At 54.1% G+C, this 342-nt stretch carries 1 tRNA gene; it reads right to left on the bottom strand.

Annotated features, from left to right (window positions below):
* Nucleotide 1: 1 nt before the first annotated feature.
* A tRNA-Arg gene (locus OGX90_RS01190) sits at nt 2-75 on the bottom strand.
* Between the last annotated feature and the right edge of the window lie 267 nt (nt 76-342).

Here is a 342-nt window from a genome sequence, read left to right as displayed (position 1 = left end):
GTGCATCCGGGAGGATTCGAACCTCCGACCGCTCGGTTCGTAGCCGAGTACTCTATCCAGCTGAGCTACGGATGCATCGGAAAACTTGCTTTACTGCCGATATTGATATCGTGATAAGCGATATCAAGTAAGAGATGGTGCATCCAGGAGGATTACTCGGCTGCGCCTCACCCTGCGGGCCGTTGCTAAAGCAACGTTATCCTCCCTGGTGCTCGCGATTATCTCGCAGACCATGAAACAACAGTTTGCTGTTGCCTCGGAGAAGATGGTGCATCCGGGAGGATTCGAACCTCCGACCGCTCGGTTCGTAGCCGAGTACTCTATCCAGCTGAGCTACGGATG

Source organism: Citrobacter sp. Cpo012, assembly GCF_030333015.1.
GTDB lineage: Bacteria > Pseudomonadota > Gammaproteobacteria > Enterobacterales > Enterobacteriaceae > Citrobacter > Citrobacter portucalensis.
Note: the sequence above shows the minus strand (reverse complement) of the source record. Positions and strands in the feature narration are given on the sequence as shown.